At 65.4% G+C, this 20,755-nt stretch carries 22 protein-coding genes; 15 read left to right on the top strand and 7 right to left on the bottom strand.

Translation table 11 applies throughout. The features are described 5' to 3' along the window. Nucleotides 1-135: 135 nt before the first annotated feature. From argB to coaBC, 3 genes are all read right to left on the bottom strand, one after another. Nucleotides 136-1,035 (bottom strand): acetylglutamate kinase, encoded by a 900-nt coding sequence (argB, locus tag ABDK11_RS19385; protein WP_346838180.1) that lies wholly within the window; start codon nucleotides 1,033-1,035, stop codon nucleotides 136-138. Between the two features lie 89 nt (nucleotides 1,036-1,124). Continuing rightward, complete coding sequence (locus ABDK11_RS19380) at nucleotides 1,125-3,434, bottom strand: phosphomannomutase/phosphoglucomutase (RefSeq protein ID WP_346838179.1); 2,310 nt, start codon at nucleotides 3,432-3,434, stop codon at nucleotides 1,125-1,127. A 76-nt stretch (nucleotides 3,435-3,510) separates the two neighbouring features. Then, nucleotides 3,511-4,734: a bifunctional phosphopantothenoylcysteine decarboxylase/phosphopantothenate--cysteine ligase CoaBC gene (gene coaBC / locus ABDK11_RS19375; protein WP_346838178.1), complete on the bottom strand. Its 1,224-nt coding sequence runs from the start codon at nucleotides 4,732-4,734 to the stop codon at nucleotides 3,511-3,513. A 77-nt stretch (nucleotides 4,735-4,811) separates the two neighbouring features. Here coaBC and radC point away from each other — a divergent pair, with 77 nt between their 5' ends. From radC to ABDK11_RS19340, 7 genes are all read left to right on the top strand, one after another. Continuing rightward, the gene (gene radC / locus ABDK11_RS19370) at nucleotides 4,812-5,498 is read left to right on the top strand and encodes a DNA repair protein RadC (RefSeq protein ID WP_346838177.1); all 687 of its coding nucleotides are present in this window, start codon (nucleotides 4,812-4,814) and stop codon (nucleotides 5,496-5,498) included. Nucleotides 5,499-5,833: 335 nt separating this feature from the next. After that, nucleotides 5,834-6,070 carry a 50S ribosomal protein L28 gene (gene rpmB / locus ABDK11_RS19365; RefSeq protein WP_067083837.1) on the top strand — a complete coding sequence of 79 codons (237 nt, stop codon included), beginning with the start codon at nucleotides 5,834-5,836 and terminating at the stop codon, nucleotides 6,068-6,070. A 35-nt stretch (nucleotides 6,071-6,105) separates the two neighbouring features. Beyond that, the gene (rpmG, locus tag ABDK11_RS19360; protein ID WP_346838176.1) at nucleotides 6,106-6,261 is read left to right on the top strand and encodes a 50S ribosomal protein L33; all 156 of its coding nucleotides are present in this window, start codon (nucleotides 6,106-6,108) and stop codon (nucleotides 6,259-6,261) included. Between the two features lie 275 nt (nucleotides 6,262-6,536). Further along, on the top strand, nucleotides 6,537-7,352 hold the full coding sequence (gene mutM, locus ABDK11_RS19355; protein ID WP_346838175.1) for a bifunctional DNA-formamidopyrimidine glycosylase/DNA-(apurinic or apyrimidinic site) lyase: 816 nt from the start codon (nucleotides 6,537-6,539) through the stop codon (nucleotides 7,350-7,352). Nucleotides 7,353-7,407: 55 nt separating this feature from the next. Beyond that, complete coding sequence (locus ABDK11_RS19350; RefSeq protein ID WP_346840219.1) at nucleotides 7,408-7,560, top strand: DUF5993 family protein; 153 nt, start codon at nucleotides 7,408-7,410, stop codon at nucleotides 7,558-7,560. Nucleotides 7,561-7,569: 9 nt separating this feature from the next. Continuing rightward, nucleotides 7,570-8,127, top strand: a complete 558-nt coding sequence (locus tag ABDK11_RS19345) for a disulfide bond formation protein B (protein WP_346838174.1) — start codon at nucleotides 7,570-7,572, stop codon at nucleotides 8,125-8,127. 62 nt (nucleotides 8,128-8,189) lie between these two features. Beyond that, the gene (locus ABDK11_RS19340; RefSeq protein ID WP_346838173.1) at nucleotides 8,190-9,098 is read left to right on the top strand and encodes an amidohydrolase family protein; all 909 of its coding nucleotides are present in this window, start codon (nucleotides 8,190-8,192) and stop codon (nucleotides 9,096-9,098) included. A 49-nt stretch (nucleotides 9,099-9,147) separates the two neighbouring features. On the opposite strand, the gene coaD is transcribed toward ABDK11_RS19340, so the two are convergent. Beyond that, on the bottom strand, nucleotides 9,148-9,627 hold the full coding sequence (gene coaD / locus ABDK11_RS19335; RefSeq protein ID WP_346838172.1) for a pantetheine-phosphate adenylyltransferase: 480 nt from the start codon (nucleotides 9,625-9,627) through the stop codon (nucleotides 9,148-9,150). 246 nt (nucleotides 9,628-9,873) lie between these two features. Beyond that, nucleotides 9,874-10,479 carry a 16S rRNA (guanine(966)-N(2))-methyltransferase RsmD gene (rsmD, locus tag ABDK11_RS19330; RefSeq protein ID WP_346838171.1) on the bottom strand — a complete coding sequence of 202 codons (606 nt, stop codon included), beginning with the start codon at nucleotides 10,477-10,479 and terminating at the stop codon, nucleotides 9,874-9,876. Between the two features lie 250 nt (nucleotides 10,480-10,729). On the opposite strand from rsmD, the gene ftsY reads away from it, so the two are divergent. From ftsY to ABDK11_RS19295, 7 genes are all read left to right on the top strand, one after another. After that, a complete protein-coding gene (gene ftsY / locus ABDK11_RS19325; RefSeq protein WP_346838170.1) occupies nucleotides 10,730-11,938 on the top strand; it encodes a signal recognition particle-docking protein FtsY in 1,209 nt (402 codons plus the stop codon). A 37-nt stretch (nucleotides 11,939-11,975) separates the two neighbouring features. Beyond that, the gene (gene ftsE, locus ABDK11_RS19320) at nucleotides 11,976-12,662 is read left to right on the top strand and encodes a cell division ATP-binding protein FtsE (protein ID WP_346838169.1); all 687 of its coding nucleotides are present in this window, start codon (nucleotides 11,976-11,978) and stop codon (nucleotides 12,660-12,662) included. Further along, on the top strand, nucleotides 12,643-13,665 hold the full coding sequence (ftsX, locus tag ABDK11_RS19315) for a permease-like cell division protein FtsX (RefSeq protein WP_346838168.1): 1,023 nt from the start codon (nucleotides 12,643-12,645) through the stop codon (nucleotides 13,663-13,665). The genes ftsE and ftsX overlap by 20 nt, the downstream gene beginning before the upstream one ends. Before the next feature lie 240 nt (nucleotides 13,666-13,905). Next, nucleotides 13,906-14,760, top strand: a complete 855-nt coding sequence (gene rpoH / locus ABDK11_RS19310; protein ID WP_346838167.1) for an RNA polymerase sigma factor RpoH — start codon at nucleotides 13,906-13,908, stop codon at nucleotides 14,758-14,760. Between the two features lie 101 nt (nucleotides 14,761-14,861). Continuing rightward, on the top strand, nucleotides 14,862-15,239 hold the full coding sequence (locus ABDK11_RS19305) for a DUF423 domain-containing protein (RefSeq protein WP_346838166.1): 378 nt from the start codon (nucleotides 14,862-14,864) through the stop codon (nucleotides 15,237-15,239). Nucleotides 15,240-15,334: 95 nt separating this feature from the next. After that, on the top strand, nucleotides 15,335-16,051 hold the full coding sequence (gene trmB / locus ABDK11_RS19300) for a tRNA (guanosine(46)-N7)-methyltransferase TrmB (protein WP_346838165.1): 717 nt from the start codon (nucleotides 15,335-15,337) through the stop codon (nucleotides 16,049-16,051). 80 nt (nucleotides 16,052-16,131) lie between these two features. Next, nucleotides 16,132-16,929, top strand: a complete 798-nt coding sequence (locus ABDK11_RS19295) for a porin family protein (protein ID WP_346838164.1) — start codon at nucleotides 16,132-16,134, stop codon at nucleotides 16,927-16,929. Here the strand turns inward: ABDK11_RS19295 and ABDK11_RS19290 are convergent, their stop codons facing one another. After that, the gene (locus ABDK11_RS19290; RefSeq protein WP_346838163.1) at nucleotides 16,930-18,855 is read right to left on the bottom strand and encodes an ATP-binding cassette domain-containing protein; all 1,926 of its coding nucleotides are present in this window, start codon (nucleotides 18,853-18,855) and stop codon (nucleotides 16,930-16,932) included. Nucleotides 18,856-18,919: 64 nt separating this feature from the next. Between ABDK11_RS19290 and ABDK11_RS19285 the strand changes: the two genes are divergently transcribed. Then, nucleotides 18,920-19,405, top strand: coding sequence for a TIGR02444 family protein (locus ABDK11_RS19285; protein ID WP_346838162.1), 486 nt, complete (start codon nucleotides 18,920-18,922; stop codon nucleotides 19,403-19,405). Between the two features lie 19 nt (nucleotides 19,406-19,424). Here ABDK11_RS19285 and ABDK11_RS19280 read toward each other — a convergent pair whose 3' ends face one another. Beyond that, nucleotides 19,425-20,396 (bottom strand): histidine kinase, encoded by a 972-nt coding sequence (locus ABDK11_RS19280; protein ID WP_346838161.1) that lies wholly within the window; start codon nucleotides 20,394-20,396, stop codon nucleotides 19,425-19,427. Nucleotides 20,397-20,755: the final 359 nt, after the last annotated feature.

Genomic DNA, 20,755 nt, shown 5'->3' with positions numbered 1-20,755 from the left:
TGGCGGGCGGCGGAGTGCCGATTGCGCCAGTTCATAAGTGGATGCGGCCGCGGAATGCTAACGATTCGCCGGGCGCGCTTCAATTGCTATCCGCCGAAAGGCCCGGCTGGCGGGCCCGATTTCATGTGACCGGGGTCACGCACCATTGGTGATCAGGGTGCCGACGCCGGTGTCGGTGAAGATCTCCAGCAGCACCGCGTGGGGCACGCGACCATCGATGATATGCGCGGCGTTGACCCCGGCCTTGACCGCGTCCAGCGCGCAGGCGATTTTCGGCAGCATGCCGCCGTAAATGGTGCCGTCGGCGATCAGCCCGTCCACCTGCAGTGTCGACAGCCCGGTCAGTACTTTGCCTTTCTTGTCCTGCAGGCCCGCCACATTGGTCAGCAGCATCAGCTTCTCCGCCTTCAGGTATTCGGCGATCTTGCCTGCCACCAGGTCGGCGTTGATATTGTACGAGGCGCCGTCCTCGCCCACGCCGATGGGGGCGATCACCGGAATGAAGTCGCTGTGGATCAACATATCGATGACGTCGGTGTTGACGCTCTCGACCTCGCCGACGTGACCGATATCGATGATTTCCGAGGCGTGCAGGCCGGCACTCTCGCTCTGCATTTTGAGCTTTTTCGCCTTGATCAGCAGACCGTCCTTGCCGGTAACGCCCACGGCGCGGCCGCCGTTCTTGTTGATCAGGTTGACGATCTGCTTGTTCACGGTGCCACCGAGCACCATTTCCACCACATCCATGGTCTCGCTGTCGGTCACGCGCATGCCGTCGACGAAGCGCGATTCGATACTCAGCTTGTCGAGCAGATCACCGATCTGCGGGCCGCCGCCATGCACCACCACCGGGTTCATGCCCACCAGCTTCATCAGGATGATGTCGCGGGCAAAGTTGTTCTGCAGTGCCTCGTCCACCATGGCGTTGCCGCCGAACTTCACCACCACTGTCTTGCCGGTAAAGCGCTGGATATACGGCAGCGCCTCGTTCAATACCTGCGCGACCCGCAGGGCGGACTTGCTATCCAGTGACATACTTTTGTGTTCCTTGCGTCCATAGGGTGCGTTGCGTGCACCGGAAATAGTGCGGCATGGCTGTGGCGCGATGCCGTCTGTGCCGGTCGTCAGTCCGGCACGCTCAGCGCGGGATCCACGGCCAGCAACTGCGCCGTAACGCGCTGGCGAATGCGCTGCAGTGCTGCGGCGCTTTCCGCCTCGAAGCGCAAGGTCAGCGCTGCCGTGGTATTGGAGGCGCGCACCAGGCCCCAGCCGTCGGCGTACTCGACACGCAGGCCGTCGATGGTGTTGAGGTCAGCGTCACCGAAGTCGCCGGACGCCTTCAGCTTGTCGATCACCGCGAACTTGTTGTCTTCGTCGATGGCCACCAGTATCTCCGGCGTGCTCACCAGCTGCGGCAGCGACTCCAGCAGTTCGTCCAGGCTCTGCTCGCGCAATGCCATGATCTCGAGCACGCGCGCGGCGGCGTAAACGCCGTCGTCGAAGCCGAACCAGCGGTCCTTGATAAAAATGTGCCCGGACAGCTCGCCGCCGAGGATGGCGCCGGTCTGCAGCATCTTGGTCTTCATCGGCGCGTGGCCGGTTTTCCACATCACCGGGCGGCCGCCGTACTGGTTGACCAGCTGCGCCAGCGCGCGGCTGCACTTCACGTCGAACACCACGTCTTCGCCGGGATTGCGCGCGAGGATATCGCGCGCCAGCAGCATTACCAGCTGGTCGGCCCAGGCGATGCGGCCGGATGCCGACACCAGCGTCACGCGGTCGCCGTCGCCGTCCAGTGCCACGCCGAGGTCGGCACCGGTCTCGGCCACCCTGGCGATCAGGGCGGCGAGATTCTCCGGCCGCGACGGGTCCGGCGGGTGGTTGGGGAAGTTGCCGTCGATCTCACAGAACAGCGGGGTCACCGCGCAGCCCAGCTGCTCGAACAGTCGCGGTGCCAGCATCGAGGTGGCGCCGTTGCCGGCGTCCACCACCAGGTGCGGCTGGCCGGCCAGGGCCACATCGTTGAAGATCTCGTCGATGTAGTTCTCCCTGACATCCTGCGCGCGGTTGCTGCCCTGCCCGCTCTTGAACGGGCCCTGCTGCATCAGCTGGTGCAGGCGCTGCAGTTTGTCGTCGGCCAGCGGGCGCCCCTTCATGATGATCTTGAAGCCGTTGTATTCCGCCGGATTGTGGCTCGCAGTCACCATTACGCCACTGCTGGTGTTCTTGCCCTTGGCACAGGCGTAGTAGAGCAGCGGTGACGGCACCAGGCCCAGGTCGACACTGTGGCAGCCGGTATCGAGAATCCCCTCGATCACGCACTCGGTCAGCCGCTCACTGCTGTTGCGGCCGTCGCGGCCCACCAGCAGTATCTCCTCGCCCGCATGCAGTGCCAGGCTGCCGAGGGCGCGGCCCAGCTGGTAGGCGAACGGCTCGTTGATCTCGCGATCGGCGATGCCGCGGATGTCGTACGCGCGAAACACATGGGCCGGGAATTCGGTGGTGCTGTACAGGGCGGATTTGTCGCTGTCTGCGGACGACTCGGTGGCGTCGCGTCCGTTGTCCGGTGCGGCGGGCATACCTGCGGGCGATTCGTTTTTCATCGCCGCCGACAGTTCGTCCAGCTTGCCGGTCAGCTCCTCGCGCTCGCTGTCAGCGCTGCGCTTGCGGCGCTCCCACGGCGCCGGGGTGTCCCGCGGCATCAGGCGCAGCAGCACAAACAGCGTCAGCAGCAGTCCGCCCACCGCAGCGAGGTAACACCAGCCGGTGCTGGTCTGGTAGCGCTCGGTGAAGGCCGCCGTGGGGCGAAACGCCAGGGTCAGGTGGGAGCCGCTGACCTCGGCGCGGTGCCGGTTGCCGCTGCCGCTGCCGCTGCCGCTGCCGCTGCCGCTGTGCCACAGCGACTGGGCCGGGCCGCCACTGAATCGCTGCGACAGCACCCGTTCGCCGGTGCTGCTGTCGAGCTTCTGCAGTGCGCCGGTGAAGACCGAAAACGGCTGGGTGACCAGCAGCGCGCCGCCCTCCAGGGTCAGCACGCTGTGCAGCTGCCAGTGGCCGTCGGCGCCGGTGCGCAGAAATTCCACCGGCTGCGGCGTGTCGGCATTGCGGCGGATCAGGTCGAGCAGTGCAAAGTTGAGCGCCGGATTGGCGCCGGCGCCGACGCGCAGGTCGCGCCGCGCGAAAAACTGCGCCGAGCCCCCGCTCGGCAGGGCGCCGTCGCGCTGCAGCCGCGCCGGCGTGAACCTGCCCTCGGTCAGGCGTTGCAGCTGCTGCTGGCGCCGGGTGAAAAAGGCGGCCAGCTGGGCGGCGTCGGCGTCGACCTGCTGCTGTGCCGCCGCTGCCAGCTGTTGCGCATTGTGTGGGCTGATCACCCGCTCCGCGAGCAGATAGGCCGCGCCGAACCAGCCGACCACGGCGAGGAGCGCCGGCAGCATCAGTCCGCGGTGAAAGGGGTTTTGAAATCGGTGTCTACTGCTTGAAAGCACGGGGAATTCCACTCGCGTCTTGTTGTTATTTTACCGGCGCGCGCTCGGCGATCAGTGCGATCAGCTGTGCGGCCAGTTCGGTCTTCAGCGCCGCCGGCAGCGCGCTGCTGCCAGCGGCGTCGATGACGGTGACGGCATTGCGATCGCTGTTGAAGCCGCTGTCCTCGGCACTGACGTCATTGGCGACGATCAGGTCGAGGTTTTTGCGCTGCAGCTTGTCGCGGGCGTGTTCGAGCACCTTTTCTGTCTCCGCCGCAAACCCGACGGTAAACGGGCGCCGCTGGCGGCGCGCGGCGATGCCGGCGACGATATCCGGGTTCTTGACCAGCGCCAGCGAATCACTGTCGCTGTCGGCCGTTTTCTTGATCTTCTGCTCTGCCACCTGCGCCGGGCGGAAATCCGCCACCGCGGCGGCGCCAATAAAGATATCGCACAGATCCGCGGCGCGCTCGGCGGCGTCGCGCATCTCCAGGGCACCGGTGACATCGATGCGCTTGACCCCCGCCGGCGTGGCGAGGTTGACCGGCCCTGCGATCAGGGTCACTTCGGCGCCGGCATCGCGGGCGGCCGCGGCGAGCGCAAAGCCCATTTTGCCGGAGCTGTGATTGCTGAGGAAGCGCACCGGATCCAGCGCCTCGCGGGTCGGGCCGGCGGTGATCACTACCTGTTTGCCGGCCAGCGACGGCGACGCGCGAAACAGTTTTTCCACTTCTGCGGCCAGCGTGTCGGGTTCCAGCATGCGGCCGGGGCCGACATCGCCACAGGCCTGGCTGCCGGCGGCGGGGCCCCACAGCAGCGCGCCGCGTGTGGCCAGCGTCTGCACGTTGGCGGCGGTGGCGGGGTGGCGCCACATGGCCTGGTTCATCGCCGGCGCCAGTGCCAGTTTGGCCTCGCTGGCCAGGCACAGGGTGCTGAGCAGGTCGTCGGCAAAGCCGCCGGCCAGCTTGGCCAGCACCTGGGCGCTGGCCGGTGCGATCAGGATCAGCTCGGCCCATTTGGCCAGCTCGATATGCCCCATCGCGGCCTCCGCGGCCGGATCCAGCAGGTCGGTGTGTACCGGGTTGCCGGACAGTGCCTGGAAGGTCAGCGGCCGTATGAACTCCTGTGCCCCGGCGGTCATGACCACCTGCACCTCGGCACCGCGTTCTTTCAGGCGCCGCACCAGGTCGGCGCTCTTGTAGGCAGCGATGCCGCCGCTGATACCGAGCAGGATGCGTTTGCGGGACAGAGTGGGCGCCGGGGTGGACATAGGTGCGGTTTCCGAATTCGAGCGAGCGGGTAAGATTAGCATTTCTAGGACTGATCAATAAGAAGAGGGATGATTCCATGGAAGGGAACACGACCATCAAGGATTGGCCGGCGGCGGAGCGGCCGCGGGAAAAACTGATGCAGCGCGGTGCCGCGGCGCTGTCGGACGCGGAATTGCTGGCGATTTTTCTGCGCGTGGGGCTGCCCGGGGTGTCGGCGGTGGACCTGGCGCGCCAGCTGCTGGCGGACTTCGGCGGCCTGCGGCCGCTGCTGGAGGCGGAGCGCGCGGAGTTCTGCCGCGCCAAGGGCCTCGGTGACGCCAAGTTCGTGCAGCTGCAGGCGGTGCTGGAGATGGCGCGCCGCCACCTGGCGGAAACCCTCGCCCGCAGTGACGCCCTGTGCAGCCCCGGTGCGGTGCGTGACTATTTATCCGCCCAGTTGCGCCACCGGCGCCGCGAGGTGTTCTGCTGTCTGTTCCTGGACAATCAGCACCGCGTGATCGCGTTCGAGGAGCTGTTCGAGGGTACCCTCAACGCCGCCAGCGTCTACCCGCGCGAGGTGGTGCAGGCGGCGCTGCAGAAGAATGCCGCCGCGGTCATCCTCGCCCACAACCACCCGTCCGGGGTCAGCGAGCCGAGCCAGGCCGACCTGTGGATAACCGAGCGCCTCAAGCAGGCACTGGAATTGATGGATATCCGCGTACTCGACCACCTGATCGTCGGCGAGGGCGCGGCGCTGTCGTTCGCCGAGCAGGGGTTGTTGTAGCGGCTTTAAGGTAGTCACTAGCAAGTGACGTGGCGGCCCCGCCAGCAGGACCTTGGCATCAAAGCCCGGCCACCAGCTCGAGCGTAAGGGGCGCCGCACACACCATTGACCAGCCGGTGCGGTCGGAGCATCCTGCGCGGGCCGGGAAATAAGCTGTACAAAACTTGCTCCCCGAGGGCTGTTCTGGTATAAAACGCCGCTCTTTGCGGCCGGGCCAGATTCTGAACAGTTTCCGCCGCCGCGCATGGAACCGGATTAGAATCCCGAATTGATGTTCCCGCAGGTCCCTATGGGAGGGCCCGGCGGGTACGCTAGAGTTTTGAAGAGGCCATCAGATGTCCAAAGTATGTCAGGTCACCGGTAAGCGCCCGGTCACCGGAAACAACGTATCCCACGCTAAGAACCGCACCAAGCGTCGCTTCGTGCCCAACCTGCACAGCCACCGTTTCTGGGTTGAGTCCGAGAAGCGTTTCGTGAAACTGCGTGTTTCCGCGAAAGGCATGCGCGTGATCGATAAGAAAGGCATCGACACCGTACTGAGCGAGCTGCGCGCCCGCGGCGAAAAAGTTTAACCGGCGCAAGCCGCTGAGAGATCGGAGACAGAGCAATGCAAGAGAAGATTCGCCTGAATTCCAGCGCCGGTACCGGCCACTTCTACACCACTACCAAGAACAAGCGCAACATGCCGGAAAAGATGGAGATCAAAAAGTACGATCCCGTCGTGCGCAAGCATGTGATGTACAAGGAAGGCAAAATCAAGTAATTGATTGCCTGACTGTATAGTTCGCGAAAAGCCCGGTTTTTACCGGGCTTTTTCGTATAGGGCCACCCGGCCTCAAGTAGGGTGCGCCGTGCGCACCGGGGTGGTTGATGGTGCGCGCGGCGCGCATTACGCGCGGGCCTGAAGGCATACACAAACTTTATGCGCAGGCGCCGGTGCCGGGAGCCGTTTGAGAAACATTTGCCGATCAGGCTGTTGAACAAGCGGCTCCCGGCAGCGGCGCCGCCACTGCACTCCACAAGACCCAGACGACACCCATGCCAGAACTGCCCGAAGTAGAAACCACCCGCCGCGGCCTGGCGCCGCACCTCGAGGGGCATGTCGTGCGCTCGGCGGTGGTGCGCGAGCGCCGTCTGCGCTGGCCGGTGGAGGCGGATTTCGAGCAACGCATCGCCGGTGTCCGGGTGCTGCGCCTGGAGCGGCGCGCCAAGTACCTGCTGGTGCACACGGATCGCGGCTGCGCCATCTGGCATCTGGGCATGTCCGGCAGCCTGCGCATGGTGCCGGCGGACGAACCGCTGAAAAAGCACGAGCACGTGGACTGGGTGATGGACAGCGGTCTGGTCCTGCGTTTTCACGACCCGCGCCGCTTCGGTGCGCTGCTGTGGACGGATGAAGACCCGGTGGCCCACGACCTGCTCGCCCACCTGGGACCCGAGCCCCTGTCCGATGACTTCGATGGCGACTACCTGTTCACGCGCTCGCGCAAGCGGCGCCAGTCGGTCAAGACGTTCATCATGGATGGCCGTATCGTGGTCGGTGTGGGAAATATTTATGCCAGCGAATCCCTGTACCTGGCGGGTATCCGCCCCGAGCGCGAGGCCGGCTCCATCTCGCGTGCCCGCTACCAGCGCCTCGCCGACGCGATCAAGCAGGTACTCGCCCGCGCTATCGAGCAGGGCGGCACCACGCTGCGCGACTTTATCGGCGGCGACGGCAAGCCCGGCTACTTTGCCCAGCAGCTCAATGTCTACGGCCGCACCGGCCTGCCCTGCCGCGGCTGCGGCCGCCCGGTACGCGAACAGGTGCTGGGCCAGCGCAATACCTTCTTTTGCCCACGCTGCCAGCGCTGATTTGACGGCTAGACTGAGTTTTTAGTCTTTTCCTGTTGGAGCCGGCGCCGTGATTATGATGCTGCCGTTTGTCACCGTGCTGTTGTCCGCCTGGTACACCTGGAGCGGTCGGCGCAGTGCGGCGCTGGGTTGGTGGCTGGTCACCATGGCGATCTATATCGCCTGGTGCTTCTACCACATGACCGACCCAATGCACCTGTCTCTCTAAGGGCGCAGAATGACAGCCCCCAGTTACAAATCCGTCAGCCTCGATAGTCTCGCCCTGTTGGGGTTGGCCGCAGTGCTCTGGTTCGCCTTTGTCTGGCAGCTGCTTTACCGCGAGTTGCCCTGCCCCCTGTGCCTGCTGCAGCGCGCCGCCTTCGGCATGGCCGGAATCGGTCTATTGATGAACCTGCGTTTCGGCGAGCGGCCGATGCACTGGGGTGTGGTGGTATTGTCGGCGCTGGGTGGCGTGGTGTCGTCGGCGCGCCAGGTACTGTTGCATATCGCGCCGGATGATCCGGGCTATGGCTCGCCGTTTCTCGGTGTGCACTTTTACACCTGGGCACTGCTCGCGTTTGTCGTCCTGCTGGTGTACTGCGGTCTGCGCCTGCTGCTGGGCGACGCCGTGGAGGACGATGCGGTACCGCGGCGGCTGGATGTCCCCGGTCGCCTTGCTGCTGTCGCGTTTGTGGCGGTGCTGGCCATCAATGTGGTGTCGACGACCCTGGAGTGTGGCCTCGGTGCCTGCCCCGACAACCCGACCGACTACCTGTGGTTGAAAGGCGGCGACTGAATATTTCCCGCCTGCCCTCTCCTATACTTTGCCGGTTGCCAGCGATTGCACGGGAGGCCGAAATGGAGATGGGACCGATTCACCGCAGCCGCCTGCTGTGCGCCCTGATGACCGCTGTGGCGCTGCTGCTCAGCGCCTGTGAGCGCGGTTCGCCGGATAAGGCGTCGACGGCGAAGCCCGGCGCCCAGCTGGTGCTGAAGAACGCTGCCATCGTCACCCTCGATCCGCAACAGCCGCAGGTCGCGGCCATGGCCGTCGACGGCGGGCGCATCGTGTATCTGGGCGCCGAGGACGGTCTCGGCGCGTTTGTGGGGCCGAACACACGCATCGAAGATCTGGGCGGCCGCCTGGTGCTGCCGGGCTTTGTCGGCGCGACGTTACCCGCGTGGGCGCTGGGCAACCGGGTGAGCCTGCACGGCGCCGCCAGCGTCGGCGACTGCCAGCAGCGGGTGGCGGAGTTTATGCACCTGCACCCGCAGCGCCAGGTCTTCGTCGGCGAGGGCTGGCAGTCCGGTATCTTTGCCGCCGGCGGACCGCACAAGGATCAGCTGGACCAGGTCAGCGACTTCTACCCGATTGTGCTGTTCTCCGCCGACCGCAAGAGTGTCTGGACCAACTCCGAAGCGCTGGCCGCCGCCGGCATCAACAGTGATACCGCCGATCCTGACGGTGGCTCCATCGCCAGGGACGACAGCGGACTCGCCATCGGCGTGCTGCGCGGAACGGGTGCGGTGATGCTGATGCGCAACATGCTGCCGCGGCGCAGCGTCGAGGACTACCGCGCGGAGCTGCGCGCGCTGCTGGCCGGGGCCGGCCGCCGCGCCGCTGACGACGGCAGCCTGGTGGTGGGGGGAGCGGCGGATTTCGCCGTACTGGACAAGAACCTGCTACAGCTGCCAGTGGCGCAGAGCGCCAGCGCCAGCCTGTGGCGCCGCTACCGCGCTGGCGAGGTGGTGGCCGGGGCCAAATAATCCGCCTCGCACGCCGCGGCGGCTATTTACCGAACGCGTTATCGCGGGTTTATCGGCCGAACTTTTCCCGCAGCGCCTGCTCTACCGCCGGCGGCACAAACTTGGTCACGTCGCCGCCGAGGGAGGCGATCTCGCGCACCAGTGACGAGGAAATGTAGGACAGGTGCTCCGCCGGGGTCAGGAACAGGCTCTCCATATTCGGCGCCAGCTGCCGGTTCATATTGGCCAGCTGGAATTCGTACTCGAAGTCCGACACCGCGCGCAGACCGCGCAGCACGCCGTAGGCGTCCACCTGGCGCACCAGGTCGGCGAGCAGAATATCGAATCCTATGACTTCCACGTTGGGCAGGTGGCTGAGCACTTGCTGGGCCAGCTCGACCCGCTCGTCCATGGTGAACAGCGGGTTCTTGCGGCTGCTCGCCGCTACCGCCACGATCACGTGATCGAACAGCCGGGCAGCCCGCTCCACCAGGTCCATATGACCATTGGTGATGGGGTCGAAGGTTCCAGGATAGACGACTTTCTTCATACGTCAGCGTTCCGAGCGGGGCCGAATGGGACGCGCATGGTAAACAATTTGTCCGGCGGGCTCAAAAACCGCCGCAGTAGCGCTGTGTCTGCCGGACCGCAAGCAGGTCAGGACGACTCCGGCTGCCCGCAGGTAAGCCGCGGCACAGGGATGTGCCGCCATTGGCCGGCAGGCCAATGCGAGCGGCGCCGAGCCAGCAAAATCACATTTTTGCGCCAGTCTCGGCGGCGCGACGGGTAGCGGGAGTCAGGGCGACTCCGGCTGCCCACGGCTAAACAGCCGCATCGCCACCTGCCCCGCCTTCTTGTCTTTTTCCAGCTGCCAGCCGGCCGGCGTCGCCAGCGTGGTGTCGCGGGGGCTCTCCACATACACCAGGGCACCGTCGCGCAGCCGCGGCGCCAGCGCGGACAGGGTTTCCTGCCACAGGTCGGCGGCGAACGGCGGGTCCACGAAGACGATATCGTAGCTGTCGGCGGAGCAGGCGAGGAAATCCTGTGCGCCGGCGCAGTGTACGCGGCCGCTGTCTGCCTGAAGCAACTGCAGCTGCTCGGTCAGGGTTTGCGCCGCGCGCGGGTTCAGTTCCACGAAGTCCACTGCCGCCGCACCGCGCGACAGCGCCTCCAGACCCAGCGCACCGGAACCGGCGAACAGGTCCAGGCAGCGGGCGCCGGGCAGGTGAAACTGCAGCCAGTTGAACAGCGTCTCGCGCAGCCGGTCGCCGGTGGGACGCAGCCCTTCCACCGGGGCGAAGGCGAGTTTGCGCCCGCGCCAGCGGCCGCCAATGATGCGCAGCTGGGATTGGGCCTGGTGCGCGGCGTTACGCGGCTTGTTTGTGGGACGGTTGCGGGCCAAGGTAACTCTCGTGCTGTTCGTGCTGTTCGTGCGGACGGGTGACTGGTGCTCCGGTGGCGCGATCGGCCGGGGGCTTTCTCCGGACAGGCTGAAGGCTGTCTGCAGATTGGCCGAAGGCTCTCTCCATACGCGCTGAGGGCTCTCTCCATATGCGCTGAAGGCTCTCTCCACACAAGCGGAAGGCTCTACTGCCGGCCTGAGCGGTGCTAAGATTAGCGCCTTTCTACCAGCGGTACACCCGGACTCTCGAATGATCTTTGACTTCCTGCGCAAAAAGAAACCCACAGCCGACGACGCCGAGCCGGCCCCGGAGGCCGAGTCCGCGGACGCCGCCGGCGAGGCCGATGCCGCAGCGGCCCCGGTTGAGACACCCGAGCAGGCGCCCGCTGGTGCAGAGCCGGTTGCCGAAGAACCGGTTGTGGAACAGCCGCCGGCAGCAGAGGCGCCTGTAGCGGAGAAGGCGCCGGCAGCGGAGGAGGAGCCGGCCGTCGAGGCGTCGCCCGCGCCCGCAGCGCCGCAACCACAGAAAAAAGAAGGTTTCTTTGCCCGTATCCGCCGCGGCCTCAGCCGCACCAGCAGCCAGTTTGCCGAGGGCATGGGCAACCTGTTCCTCGGCGCCAAGGAGATCGACGAGGAGCTGCTGGAGGAACTGGAGACCCAGCTGCTGATGGCGGATGTGGGCGTCGACGCGGCCACCGGGATAATCGACCGCCTGACCGAGCGGGTATCCCGCCGCGAACTGAAAGACGGCGAAGCACTGTACCGCGCGCTGCAGGAAGAGATGGCCCAACTGCTCGATACCGTCGAGGCGCCGCTGGCCATCGACACCGGCAAGAAGCCGTTCGTCATTCTCGTTGTCGGCGTCAACGGCGTCGGCAAGACCACTACCATCGGCAAGCTGGCTCACCGTTTGCTCGGCGAGGGCAAGTCGGTGATGCTGGCCGCCGGTGATACCTTCCGCGCGGCGGCGGTGGAGCAACTGCAGGTGTGGGGCGAACGCCACCGGGTGCCGGTGGTGGCGCAGCACACCGGCGCCGACAGCGCCTCGGTGATCTACGACGCGGTGCAGTCGGCCCAGGCCCGCGGCGTCGACGTGGTGATCGCCGATACCGCCGGGCGCCTGCACACCAAGTCGAACCTGATGGAAGAGTTGAGCAAGGTGCGCCGCGTTATGGGCAAGCTGGACGATACGGCCCCGCACGAGGTGCTGCTGGTGCTGGATGCCGGTACCGGCCAGAATGCCATCAGCCAGGCCAGCCAGTTCCGTGACGCGGCTGGTGTCACCGGCCTGGTGCTGACCAAGCTCGACGGCACCGCCAAGGGCGGTGTGATCTTTGCGCTGGCGCAGCGCTTCGGCATTCCGGTACGCTTTATCGGTGTCGGCGAGCAGGCCGAAGACCTGCAGCCGTTCGTGGCGCACGACTTTGTCGCTGCGCTGTTCGGTCGCGAACCGAATTGATCGATTTTCCACAAGAACAACAACAATACTGCGCTGCATGATCACCTTCGACAGTGTCAACAAACGCTATGAATCCGGGCAGGATGCGCTGGTGCGGGTCAGCCTGGAGATAGACCGTGGCGAGATGGTGTTTCTCACCGGTCACTCCGGTGCCGGCAAGAGCACCCTGCTGAAACTGCTCACCGCCATCGAGCGGCCCACGCGCGGCAGTATCCTGGTGGCCGGGCAGAACCTGGGGCGCCTGCGCAACGGCCAGGTGCCCTACTACCGCCGCAATCTCGGTATCGTGTTCCAGAACCACCAGCTGCTGTTCGACCGCAGCGTGTTCGACAATATCGCCCTGCCTTTGTCGGTCGCCGGCTGCAGCAAGCGCGAGGTAGGCCGCCGCGTGCGTGCCGCACTGGACAAGGTGGGCCTGCTGCACAAGGAAAAGCAGAACCCGATCATGCTGTCCGGCGGTGAACAGCAGCGCGTCGGTATCGCCCGCGCAGTGGTCAACAAGCCGGCGATCCTGGTGGCCGACGAGCCCACCGGTAACCTGGATCCGCAATTGTCGGCAGAGATCATGCAACTGTTTGCCGACTTCAACGCCGTGGGCGTCACCGTGCTGGTGGCCAGCCACGACCTCGAACTGATCGCGCGCATGAAACGCCGCGTGCTGACCCTGCAGGCAGGCCAGCTGATCTACGACGGAATCCCCAGCCTTGAAACCGACTACGCCTAACGCCAGACACAACCGCACGCGCCAGCGCGCCGCCGCCGAACCGCGGCCCCAGCGCACCGGCGCGGTGACCGCGCGCACCAGTGTCGGTGACCGCTGGCACAGCTGGCTGAACCACCACCGCGAGATGGCCGGCGAGGCGCTGCGGCGCTTCCTCGCCGCGCCGCTGGCCAGCGGCATGACTGCGCTGGTGATTGCCATCGCCCTCGCGCTGCCGGCGGCCCTGCAGCTGGGACTGGTCAATTTCCAGCGCGCCGTGGCCGGCTGGGACGGGCAGCCGCAGATCTCGGTATTCCTGCACAAGGATGTGCGCGAAGCGGTGCTGCAGGATTTCGCCGACGAGCTGCGCGCCGACCCGCAGGTGGCGGAAGTGACCTATATCTCCCCGCAGCAGGCGCTGGACGAGTTCCAGCGCAACTCGGGGCTAGGCGACGCACTGGCCGGCCTCGACAGCAACCCGTTGCCGGCGGTGTTGCTGGTGCGCCCGCGCGGAACGGCCCGCGCGGATCTGCAGGCGCTGGCCGAGCGGCTGCGCGGCAGCGCACTGACCGATGCGGTGGTGCTGGACATGGCCTGGGTGCAGCGATTGGCGCGCCTGACCGAACTGGGACGGCGGCTGTCCGCCGGGCTGGCACTGCTGCTGTCGCTGGGGGTGATCCTGGTAGTGGTCAACACCATCCGCCTGCATATCGAGAGTCGCCGCGAAGAGATACTGGTGGTCAAGCTGGTGGGGGGCACCAACGCCTTCGTGCGCCGCCCGTTCCTCTACAGCGGCCTGTGCTACGGCTTTTTCGGCGGCCTGCTGGCCTGGTTGCTGGTGGCCGGCGGTGCGGTGCTGCTGGCCGGCCCGGTGGCCGGCCTGTCGGCGTCCTACGGCAGTAGCTACGCCCTGAGCGGCCCCGGAATCCGCTACCTGCTGGCGCTGACCGCGGGCGCCGCACTGCTGGGGCTGCTCGGCGCCTGGGTCGCGGTGGCGCGGCATATCAAGGCCATAGAGCCGCGCTAGGTCAAAATGACTGTCTGGTCGGTCAAGAAGCGTAAAGGCCCCGCGTGGCGCGGAACCCGGCCTGTGGATAACCCCTCTAAGAGCCCGTCGTTCAAGGCATTACGCGTTCCGCGCAGACTTCCTTTCGGGGCCGCGCTGGTGCTACACTGAAGCCAATTTGTCGCCCGCCGGTCACGCCCGCGGCGACACCCGTCCGGCGGGCGCCGGGCGGAAACGAGAATTCGAACAGGAGAGACCTGAATGGGAACCAGCTTACAGCCAGCCCATATGCTGTCTCCGGGTGCCAACCTCGGCGCCTATATCCAGACGGTCAGCGGCTTCGATGTGCTGTCCGCCGAAGAAGAGAAGCAGCTGGCGGAAGACCTCTATTACCGCGAAGACCTGAACGCCGCGCGCCAGCTGGTGCTGTCGCACCTGCGCTTCGTCGTGCATATCGCCAAATCCTATTCCGGTTACGGCCTCAATCAGTCCGACCTGATCCAGGAGGGCAACGTTGGCCTGATGAAAGCGGTCAAGCGCTTCAACCCGGAGAAAGGTGTGCGTCTGGTGTCCTTCGCGGTGCACTGGATCAAGGCCGAGATTCACGAGTTCATCCTGCGCAATTGGCGTATCGTCAAGATCGCCACCACCAAGGCGCAGCGCAAACTGTTCTTCAATCTGCGCGGGCAGAAGAAGAAACTGGCCTGGCTGACCAATGCCGAAGCCAAGGCGGTGGCCGCCGACCTGAACGTCGATGTGTCCCACGTGCACGAAATGGAGGGTCGCCTGGCCGCCCACGACGCCGCCTTCGATGCGGGCGTGGACGACGATGACGACAGCGCCTGGCAGGCACCGGCCCACTACCTGGAAGACCGTCGCTTCGACCCGGCCGCGCAGCTGGAACACGAAAACTGGCAGGAAAACAGCCTCAACAGCCTGGCTGCCGCCATGGGCCAGCTGGACGAACGCAGCCAGGATATCCTGCGCGCGCGCTGGCTGTCCGAGCAGAAATCCACGCTGCACGAGCTGGCCGACAAGTACGGTGTGTCCGCCGAGCGTATCCGCCAGCTGGAAAAGAACGCCATGAAGAAAATGCGCGTGGCGATGGAGGCCTGAGAAAGCCTGATCCGCGCATAGCCCACAGGCACGCAAAACCGCGCAACCGCGCGGTTTTTTTATGGGCGCACCCCGCCGAAAAGGAAATACGGAAAACCACTATGGCAAAACTCTACCTGTTACTCGCCGCCTTCCTCGGCGGCAGTGGCGTCGTGCTCGGTGCGTTTGGCGCCCACGGCCTGCGCGGCAAGGTGGCCGACAACCTGCTCGAGGCCTACAAGACCGGTGTGCACTACCAGCTGGTGCACGCGCTGGCGCTGCTGGGGATCGCCGTGCTGATCCAGCAGTGGGGCGCGCGCACCGCGCTGCTCGCCAGCGGCGCCCTCTTCTGCGTCGGCGTGCTGCTGTTTTCCGGCAGCCTCTATGGCCTCACTTTCGGCGGCCCGCGCTGGCTCGGTCCGGTGACGCCGCTGGGCGGGCTGTTGATGATCGGCGGCTGGGTGGCGCTGTTTGTCGCCGCGCTGCGCTTTCCCGGGTAATTCTGCCCCTGCGGGGCAGGCTCCTACAGGTGTCCGGCCGAGCCGGCCGTTGACCCTACACTAGTAAACCGAATTCGCATCAGAGGTCGCGAATAATGCAAGATGAATCCGCGGAAGACTTCCCCTACCGCACCGAGTACAAGAAAAAATCCATCCGCAGCTATGTGATCCGCGCCGGGCGCATGACCGAGGGTCAGCGCCGCGCTTTCGATACCTACTGGGGCAGTTTCGGCCTGTCGCTGTTCGACGGCCCGCTCGACCCGCAGGCGGTGTTCGGGCGCAGCGCGCCGCTGGTGCTGGAGATCGGCTTCGGCATGGGCGACTCGCTGCTGGCGATGGCGGAGGCCGAGCCGGACAAGGACTTTATCGGCATTGAGGTGCACCCGCCGGGCGTCGGTCGCCTGATCAACAATGCCGGCAAGGCCGGGGTGAAAAACCTGCGCGTGTATATGGCCGACGCCGTGGATGTACTCAACGATTGTATTGCCGACGGCGCGCTGGCGCGCTTCCAGCTGTACTTCCCCGATCCCTGGCACAAGAAAAAGCATCACAAGCGCCGCATCGTGCAGCCCGAATTCGTGCGTCTGCTGTGCATCAAGTTAGCCACTGGCGGCCTGCTGCATATGGCCACCGACTGGGAGAATTACGCCGAGCATATGCTCGAAGTGCTGGAGGCAGAAGCGATGCTGGAAAACACCGCCGGCGCCGGCCACTACGCACCGCGGCCGCAATTCCGCCCGGAGACCAAGTTCGAGCGCCGCGGCCAGCGCCTCGGCCACGGCGTCTGGGACCTGCTCTACAAGCGCCGCTGATGCCGGCGCGCGGTTGTCTGCTATCTTCAATGCGGGGAATCCAGCTTCTCCACCGGTAAATGGAACTTCCGGAGCCAACAATGACAAAAATGCGACAGCCTGCGCCGCGTGCGCTCGCCCTGCTGCTTCTCGCCGGGCTGGCGAGCGTGCCCGCGGTGGCGGATGAGGAGGGCACGGCCAATCTCTACCTGAATGGCGGCCAGTACTGGTTCAGTGGCGATCGCCTCGACGGCACGCCGCTGGACGGGTACGAACTGGAAGACGAGACCGGCGGCGGTGTCGGCTACGGCTATAGTATCGACGACCGCTGGGCCATGGAGGGAGTGCTGGACTATTTCAGCGCGCGGGTGAACGACCTGGATAAAAAGGTCGACGTCTACAACTACCACCTCGACCTGTTCTACCACTACGCCGGGCGCTTCTGCGGCAATTTCTGCTGGCAGCCCTACGTCGCCTTCGGTGTCGGGGAAATCCGTATCGAAGACGACCACAACTACGATTCCGATTTCGACTGGCACGACCGCCAGACCATGGTCAACGTGGGCCTCGGGATCAAATACAAGCTGGCACCGCGCTGGCAGGCGCGCGCCGATGCACGCGCTTTCCAGGGGGTAGAGAAAGGCGGCCTCGACGGCTTTGTCAGCGTCAGCATCGGTTACCAGTGGCACGAGTACCCGCGCGTGGTGCGCGACCTCGATGGGGATGGTGTGTTCGACGACGTCGACCACTGCCCGCAGACGCCGCCGGGCCTGCCGGTACACGGTGACGGCTGCCCCGGAGACGCCGATTCGGATGGCGTACCCGATTACCTGGATTACTGTCCCGACACATCACCCGGTATCGCGGTCACCGAACAGGGCTGCCCGCAGCCGGGCTGATCAGCTGTCGCCGCGTGCGGCTTCCAGTTGCTCGCCGATTTCCAGCCACTCGGTTTCCAGCGTTTCCAGTTCTTCGCGCCGCTGCGCCTGCTCGCGGTTCAGCTGCGCGATTTCGTCCTGCTGACCGCCGCTGTAGAGCCCCTCGTCGGCGAGCCTGTTATCCAGTTCCGCCAGCGCCTTTTCCAGTTGTGCCATCTGCCGCTCGATCGCCTTCAGGCGGTTGGTGAGCGGTTTCAGCTGTTCGCGCAGTGCCGCCGCGGCGCGGCGTTGCGCCTTCTTGTCCTCCGCCGGCTTGCCCGTGGACGCCTGCGCGGCGTTGTCCGCGCGGCGCTTCTGCTCCCGGTTGAAGCCCAGCAGCCACTGCTTGTACTCCTCCAGGTCGCCGTCGTAGGGCTCGGCGCGGCCGTCGGCGACCAAGATGAATTCATCGGCGGTATTGGCCAGCAGGTGGCGGTCGTGCGAGACCAGCACCAGGCTGCCGGGAAACTCGGCCAGCGCCAGGGTCAGCGCGTGGCGCATCTCCAGGTCCAGGTGGTTGGTGGGCTCGTCGAGCAGCAGCAGGTTGGGTTTCTGCCAGGCCAGAATCGCCAGTGCCAGGCGCGCCTTCTCACCGCCGGAAAAACCGCCCACCGCCTCGAATACGCGGTCGCCCACAAAGCCGTAGCCGCCGAGGAAATCCCGCAGCGCCTGCTCACTCGCCTCCGGCGACAGCCGCTGCAGGTGCAGCATTGGCGACGCGGCACCGTCCAGCGCCTCCAGCTGGTGCTGGGCGAAATAGCCGATCGCCAGGTGCTCGCCGCACTGTCGCTCACCGGCAAGCGGCGCCAGTTCGCCGGCCAGGGTCTTGATCAGCGATGATTTGCCGGCACCGTTGGGTCCCAGCAGGCCGATCCGTCGCCCCGGCTGGATACCCAGTTGTACTTTGCGCACCACGACTTTTTGGTCGCCGTTGCTATCGACATAGCCGATGTCCGCATCGCGCAGATCGATCAGCGGGTTGGAGGTCTTGTCCGCCGCCGGCAGGGTGAAGCGGAACGGTGAGTCCACGTGCGCCGGGGCGATTTCGGCCATGCGGTCCAGCGCTTTCAGGCGGCTCTGCGCCTGGCGTGCCTTGGTGGCCTTGGCGCGGAAGCGGCGCACGAAATCTTCCATGTGCGCGCGCTCCACCTGCTGCTTCTCGTACTGCATCTGCTGTTGCGCCAGGCGCTCGGCGCGGGCGCGCTCGAACGCGCTGTAGTTGCCGCTGTAGAGCTGCAGCTGCTGCTGCTCGAAACTGACGATACCGTCCACCACCGCATCGAGAAAATCGCGGTCGTGGGAGATGATCAGCAGTGTGCCGGGAAAGCGCTGCAGCCACTGCTCCAGCCACAGGGTCGCGTCCAGGTCCAGGTGGTTGGTGGGTTCGTCCAGCAACATCAGGTCCGCCGGGCACATCAGGGCGCGGGCCAGGTTCAGGCGAATGCGCCAGCCACCGGAGAAGCTGCGTACCGGGTTCTGCTGCTGGTCGTGGCTGAACCCGAGACCGTCGAGCAGCTGCGCTGCGCGCGCCGCGCCGCTGTAGCCGTCGATGGCCGCCATGCGCTCGTGCAGTTCCGCCAGGCGGCGCCCGTCGCCGCCCGCTTCGGCCGCGTCGATGGCGCTCTGGACGCGGCGCAGTTCGCCGTCGCCATCGAGCACGAAGTCCAGCGCGCTCCGGTCTACCGCCGGGACTTCCTGGGCCATATGCGCGATGCGCCAGCCCGCGGGAATTTCCACGCGACCGCTGTCGCTGTCGATTTCGCCCAGCAACAGTTTGAACAGAGTGGATTTGCCACAGCCATTGGCGCCGATGACGCCGACCTTGTGTCCGGGGAAAATGCGGCAGTCCGCATCGTGCAGTAGCTCGCGCCCACCGCGCAATACGGAGACGCCTTGCAGATTGATCAAAGAAAAAACCTCACCAGCTCGGCCAGTGCTAAGCTAATCGACATAAAAACGACGGGATTCTAACGTGTCGAAATCCTCTGCTCCATCTTCTCCCCTGCAAAACCCGCTGTGGCAATTCAGTCTGGAGTTCTATCGCCACCCGCAAGTGGCGCCGTTCCTGCTCGACTGTCAGGATCGCCGCGGGGCCGATGTGTGCCTGTTGCTGTGGGCCAGTTATGTGACCGCGCGCGGAGACCTGTTGAGCGATGAGAGCTGGCGGGTGGCGGATCGCGGCCTGGCCCCGCGGCGGCGCATAATTTCCAGCGTGCGTCGCCTGCGCCGCTGGCTGGGCCGACTGCGCCCGCGCGCCCGCAGTCTGTACGAGTGGTGCAAGCGCTATGAGCTGAAACTGGAGCAGCGCCAGCTGGCGGCACTGTGGAAACTGCAGCAGGAAACCTGGCCGCAGGACCGCTCGGCACTGGAGCTGGCGGGACAGCAGTACGGCCTGCTGCAAAAAGAACAGGCCCGCTGGGCGGGCCTGATCGCGAGCTACCGGACGCAGCGCGCCTGAGTCGGCGCGCCCCGGAAGATTACTTGTCGCCGGAGTTCTCGCTGGAGAACAGGCTGTTGGGCGGAGTAGTCGGTGTAATGGACGGCTTGGGCGCTTCCGGCTTGGGCTCCGGCTTCTGCTCCACCGGAGCGGTACCGGGCGGGCGCGATTCCGGCGTCTTGCCGAGCAGCGGTGCACTGCCACCGTCGGGTTTCTGTTCCGGCGCCTTGGCCGCAGGTGTGGCCGGCTTGCTCTCGGCGGGTTTCGCCGCCGGCTGACTCGGGGCAGCTTTCTGCACTGCGGGTTGCTCCGCGGTCGCCTTTTTAACCGGGGCTTTTTTTACCGGGGCCTTCTTCACCGGCGCTTTTTTCGCGGCGGTGGTGGTTGCCGCTTTCTTGGTGGGCGCCTTTTTGGCCGTGGCCTTCTTGGCCGGGGCTTTCTTCGCCGCTGCTTTCTTTGCCGGCGCCTTCTTTACGCTGGCTTTTTTCGCCGCTGGCTTGGCGGCCGCTTTCTTGGCCGGAGCCTTGCCGCTGGCAGCTTTCTTCGCCGGGGCCTTTTTGGCGCCAGCCTTGCTGGCGGCTTTTTTGGCCGCGGGCTTTTTCTTCGATGTCTTGCCGGCGGCTTTTTCCGCCTTGGCAGCGAGTTTGGCGATGCTGTCCGCCGCTTGGCGCTGTGCTTTGGCCGCGGCTTCCGCCAACTTGGCTTCCGCCGCCGCTTCTTTGGCTTCCGCCGCTGCGCCGTTCAGCTTGTCCAGGGCGGCCTTGGCAGCGTCAACACGCTTTTGCACCGCTGCGGTTTTGGTTTTCTTGGCCGCGGCTCGGGCGCTGGCGAGCTTGTCTTTGGCCTTGGCCACCTTCGTCTTGGCCGCGGCGGCCGCCTTGGCAGCCTTCTGTACCGCTTTGCCGGCGTCGGTGACCTGCTTGGTGCGAGCCTTGTCCAGTTTCTCGGTGAGCTTGGCGATTTGCGCTTCCAGTTCTGCGACTGAATTAACAGCTTTTTTCTTGACGGCCATGGGTAAATATCCTGAGTTTATTTTCGATTCGGCGCACCCGGGTGATGGTTGTACCCGGCGTTGATACGGTGATGCGGTCAAAACCGCGCTCACAGATCCATGCACTGATCGGTTGCTTCGGAAACGCTGGAACAGCCTGGGAAGTTCCGACACAACAACCGGCGGAATTCCGATAATAGCGCTGTTTCTTTAAAAAATGTATGCCGGGTGCCGGGAATTACTGTGCCGATTGCAGATTTCTGCGGGAATAGATGGGAACTTTTACACAAATTGGCTGCCATTGGCCTGTCGGCGCACGCGGTAGGCACCAGCCGCCGCCTTGGGTTAGACTTGCACGGCACCGGCTGGCATGCTGGCGC

This window comes from Microbulbifer sp. SAOS-129_SWC, from assembly GCF_039696035.1.
GTDB lineage: Bacteria > Pseudomonadota > Gammaproteobacteria > Pseudomonadales > Cellvibrionaceae > Microbulbifer.
The sequence above is the reverse complement of the archived record's forward strand: the minus strand, read 5'-3'. Positions and strand labels throughout refer to the sequence as shown.

Excerpts from the sequence above, each read along its gene's own strand:
- ABDK11_RS19280 (WP_346838161.1), bottom strand. The coding sequence starts at position 20,396 with ATGGCCGTCAAGAAAAAAGCTGTTAATTCAGTCGCAGAACTGGAAGCG.
- ABDK11_RS19345 (WP_346838174.1), top strand. The coding sequence starts at position 7,570 with ATGACAGCCCCCAGTTACAAATCCGTCAGCCTCGATAGTCTCGCCCTG.
- ABDK11_RS19295 (WP_346838164.1), top strand. The coding sequence starts at position 16,132 with ATGACAAAAATGCGACAGCCTGCGCCGCGTGCGCTCGCCCTGCTGCTT.
- ftsE (WP_346838169.1), top strand. The coding sequence starts at position 11,976 with ATGATCACCTTCGACAGTGTCAACAAACGCTATGAATCCGGGCAGGAT.
- coaBC (WP_346838178.1), bottom strand. The coding sequence starts at position 4,734 with ATGTCCACCCCGGCGCCCACTCTGTCCCGCAAACGCATCCTGCTCGGT.
- ABDK11_RS19340 (WP_346838173.1), top strand. The coding sequence starts at position 8,190 with ATGGAGATGGGACCGATTCACCGCAGCCGCCTGCTGTGCGCCCTGATG.
- rpmG (WP_346838176.1), top strand. The coding sequence starts at position 6,106 with ATGCAAGAGAAGATTCGCCTGAATTCCAGCGCCGGTACCGGCCACTTC.
- ftsY (WP_346838170.1), top strand. The coding sequence starts at position 10,730 with ATGATCTTTGACTTCCTGCGCAAAAAGAAACCCACAGCCGACGACGCC.
- ABDK11_RS19305 (WP_346838166.1), top strand. The coding sequence starts at position 14,862 with ATGGCAAAACTCTACCTGTTACTCGCCGCCTTCCTCGGCGGCAGTGGC.
- trmB (WP_346838165.1), top strand. The coding sequence starts at position 15,335 with ATGCAAGATGAATCCGCGGAAGACTTCCCCTACCGCACCGAGTACAAG.
- argB (WP_346838180.1), bottom strand. The coding sequence starts at position 1,035 with ATGTCACTGGATAGCAAGTCCGCCCTGCGGGTCGCGCAGGTATTGAAC.
- ABDK11_RS19350 (WP_346840219.1), top strand. The coding sequence starts at position 7,408 with ATGATGCTGCCGTTTGTCACCGTGCTGTTGTCCGCCTGGTACACCTGG.
- rpmB (WP_067083837.1), top strand. The coding sequence starts at position 5,834 with ATGTCCAAAGTATGTCAGGTCACCGGTAAGCGCCCGGTCACCGGAAAC.
- radC (WP_346838177.1), top strand. The coding sequence starts at position 4,812 with ATGGAAGGGAACACGACCATCAAGGATTGGCCGGCGGCGGAGCGGCCG.
- rpoH (WP_346838167.1), top strand. The coding sequence starts at position 13,906 with ATGGGAACCAGCTTACAGCCAGCCCATATGCTGTCTCCGGGTGCCAAC.
- coaD (WP_346838172.1), bottom strand. The coding sequence starts at position 9,627 with ATGAAGAAAGTCGTCTATCCTGGAACCTTCGACCCCATCACCAATGGT.
- ABDK11_RS19380 (WP_346838179.1), bottom strand. The coding sequence starts at position 3,434 with ATGCTGCCGGCGCTCCTCGCCGTGGTCGGCTGGTTCGGCGCGGCCTAT.
- mutM (WP_346838175.1), top strand. The coding sequence starts at position 6,537 with ATGCCAGAACTGCCCGAAGTAGAAACCACCCGCCGCGGCCTGGCGCCG.